Here is a 3,196-nt window from a genome sequence, read left to right as displayed (position 1 = left end):
GGATTCATACATTCGCTGGTACAACGAGAAAAGAATCAAGATTTCCCTCGGCGCTCTTAGTCCCATTGAGTATCGTGAGAGCCTGGGTCTCGCGGCATAACCAGTCCAAGTTTTTGTCCGCATCCCCTTCCGGTCAAGGTTTGCTCGGCGTTGTCATGTCTGTTATCGCCGGCGAAGATAAAGCCATCAGCATCCTGATAAGCGATGTCACCGTGCCGGTCGGCTTGGTCGATATACACTTTGAAGCGGTTACCTTGAGCATCGGTTTCAAAGGACTGCACTACGACATGCCCCACGTTTTTGTCATAGGCATAACTTAGGCTTCCGCCATAGCCATCGCCCAAGCCTGTGAAGCCGAGCGCGGAAACGTCCAATACGCCCCCCCGGAACAAGTTGAAGTTGCTGATGAGGTCTACGCTGGACACACCCGAGCCATCATTAATGAAACTGTCGCTCAGCTGGTGATAGAGAAAGGTCTCAGTGTTGCCATTGCTGATCAAGTGATCAGCACCCGCGCCGCCGTCCAGCACGTTATAGGTTTTCCCGCCATGCAGCGTATCGTCACCGTCCAGGCCTTTGAGCTGGTATTGCTTGGTGCTGAAGCTGTAGTCGAGACTATCGTTGCCAGCCGTGCCGTCGTCACGCAGTACGAAATTGCTCGTGCTTAGCTTGCCTTGATAATCGCCTGCCAGGCGTACCTCGAAGAGCTTGCCGTCGGCGTCTTTGTCCAGCGAGCGCAGATACGTGATATCCGATGCTGCGTCGTAGCTGACCGCCAAATCGCCATTATGGCCGTTACCGATTCGCTCCAGGCCAAGGGCTGTCAGGTCAAATACGTCGTACTGGCTGAAACCGGTGATTAGGTCGGAGTGAGAGCCTTGGGCATTGGCGTAACTGTCAGTGAGCGACGTGAATACAAATTTCACCGAAGTGCGATAGGTTTCCCCGCCTGTGAGGGTATCCACGCCGGCGCCGCCTACCAACGTATCTCTGCCGCCCTCGCCATCTAGGGTGTCGTCCCCAGTGCCGCCGAGCAGGTAGTCTTCCCAATAGGTGCCAACAAGGACATCATCGCCCGGCGTACCGGTATAGGTATTGAAAGATGGCCTTTCGTGAAAGGTGATCTGCTCATCCATCGCGGCTAGCAGGGAAGTCTTTGAGACGATGGACATGATATTTCGCCTGAACAGGAAGAAAGGTTCACATGAATGGACTTCTCGGCCCTTCCTGCGTTCAAGGGCTCACATCATGAGTGCGCTTCAGTAAAGCACTATACAGTCACAGTCCATGATTGTGAGTTAAGTTGTCCTAACAGTTGGCGTCACTCAGATCGTCGTTGCTCAGTACCACGAAGGTCGGGCCGGAGTATAGGCTCGCAGCTTGCGTAGAAGCTGTTGCAGTCGATCAGCGCATAGACCGGTTCAAGCTTTGGGACCATGGCTGTGCAGGCTGACCGTCACCACGCCCCACATCGGCAATTTGTCGCCATCGAGGATGTACCGCGATGGGAAGCGCCTATTCTCCGAAACCAACGCCACCTCATGGCCGCGTCGGTGCAGGCGCTTGCACAGCGGCTACCGTTGATGGCGGCAAACACGATGTGGCTGTGCGCCGCCTCGATGGGGCCGTCCACCACCACCAAGTCACCACGCTCAGGAAATAGTGCAAGTGGGCGAGATACTTGCCGCCCAGCCGGCTGAGTCACAAAAGCAGGTAGCTGAGTTGGCGGGCATCCAGACGAGAGCCCAGGGCCACTATGAGCGAGACAACCGCTCACCCACGGCCAGGTATCTCCACGCCATTGAAAGCCACGGTGTCGATATCACCTACGTGTTGTCCGGGAAGCTCGTCGCCCATGGCATAACCGAGGATGAACATTCAGCGATCCTCTGCAGGCGGGCATTGCCTGAGCGTGGCCGCAAGCTCATCGATGAGATGCCGTCGGTGCCCACCACCCAAGCCTAACTACCTCCCCTTCAGATTCCCGGGCCCTTGCGCTCGAAACAATCAAACCTATTTAGCCTGCCAGCGCCGGGGCGAAATCTTCCGCAAGATGTTCAACACCGAGCAGCAGGCGCGCGAAGCCAATTCGCCCAGCGGCTATGCGTACAAAACCTGGCCTGATGCGCGCCGCGACTTCTTGGCAAACACAACCTTCCGCTTCGCCCGGCCAGGCGCCCACCGCCAGATCTGCATCGCCAGGGGTAAAGCGCAACGCCCTATCCTGCCTGGGCACGATCATGAAGGCTGCTGTGCTGGACGGCCTGATTCCCAAGAAGCGGCCGATGCAATTGAGCTACGCAAGCGATCGCCCAAGGAAATCGCCCCCCCCACAGCCTGGAGGAAGCAAATTCCATCATTGCCGCCCTATACGCCCGGGACCACTGGCCGAGCACGATTTACGCAGCGCTCCACGAATTCCTGTTCTTCACCGGGCTGCGACTATCGGTGGCGCTGGCGCGCCGGTGGGATGCCGTCGATCTGAAAAAGCGCCAGGCACATGTATGTCGAACGGCTGCGCTAGGTGAAGTGGTCGAACGAACAAGACCGGCCGTGATCGCTTCATTCTGCTCAATGCCCGGGCCATCCATGCATTCCAGTTCGCTGAACAGTACCGCCAGAGGCGAGCCCGGGGCGTGGGCAGCATGAAGGAATTCGCCTACGTGTTCCCGCCATCGAAGGCGCGGGAGTTCGTGCAACAGACGTCGGACCTTCAGCAGCAGTGGAGGCCCATGCTCAACCGCCCCCCGTATAACTGCCGGCATACCTATGCGACAATATGCTCAATGTCCGGTTTGAACCCCGCATTTATCTCCCAACAGCTTGGGCATAGCGTCCAGATGCTACTGTCGACTTATGCGCGTTGGATCAACTCCCGCTTGGATTGGGGCGAGATGGAAAAACTGCAGATTGGTATCAAATCGGTATCGGCAGAATCCGCTCCACTGTAAATCATTGATAGGTAAGGCCCTTGATCTCCACCGCCAACATCACCATGCAGTAGCTAGCGGGTGTTCATAGGGGCTTGAGGGTAGAGAATTCGTGGGCTTTGTACCCTTGAGTACCCAGTGAAACTCAGGCATTGGTCCGGAAATCGGTCCCAGGTACCTAACTCACGAGCCCATGCCGATTCTGCATAACCCACTTTCCTCAGTGCTCAACGAGCACTCCCGCTGCACCCTCCCCGCCCCTCATC

The 3,196-nt window shown here is 56.9% G+C and carries 3 protein-coding genes and 1 pseudogene; 3 read left to right on the top strand and 1 reads right to left on the bottom strand.

Annotated elements, in window-relative coordinates:
* The coding region (locus HAQ05_RS27615) for an IS3 family transposase (RefSeq protein ID WP_169836660.1) at positions 1–100 on the top strand (100 nt) is incomplete at its 5' end.
* On the opposite strand, the gene HAQ05_RS27610 is transcribed toward HAQ05_RS27615, so the two are convergent.
* Positions 57–1,172 carry a calcium-binding protein gene (locus tag HAQ05_RS27610; protein ID WP_190427509.1) on the bottom strand — a complete coding sequence of 372 codons (1,116 nt, stop codon included), beginning with the start codon at positions 1,170–1,172 and terminating at the stop codon, positions 57–59. The genes HAQ05_RS27615 and HAQ05_RS27610 overlap by 44 nt on opposite strands.
* A 496-nt stretch (positions 1,173–1,668) precedes the next feature.
* Between HAQ05_RS27610 and HAQ05_RS27605 the strand changes: the two genes are divergently transcribed.
* Together HAQ05_RS27605 and HAQ05_RS28885 are read left to right on the top strand one after the other, a co-directional pair.
* Entirely contained in the window at positions 1,669–1,965 is a 297-nt protein-coding gene (locus HAQ05_RS27605) for a helix-turn-helix domain-containing protein (RefSeq protein ID WP_190427506.1), read from the top strand.
* Between the two features lie 230 nt (positions 1,966–2,195).
* Positions 2,196–2,951 (top strand): annotated as a pseudogene (locus HAQ05_RS28885) (tyrosine-type recombinase/integrase); the annotation flags it as partial.
* Positions 2,952–3,196: the final 245 nt, after the last annotated feature.

Source organism: Pseudomonas typographi, from assembly GCF_014694385.1.
Classification (GTDB): Bacteria; Pseudomonadota; Gammaproteobacteria; order Pseudomonadales; family Pseudomonadaceae; genus Aquipseudomonas; species Aquipseudomonas typographi.
This window is presented reverse-complemented; position numbering and strand designations above follow the sequence as displayed.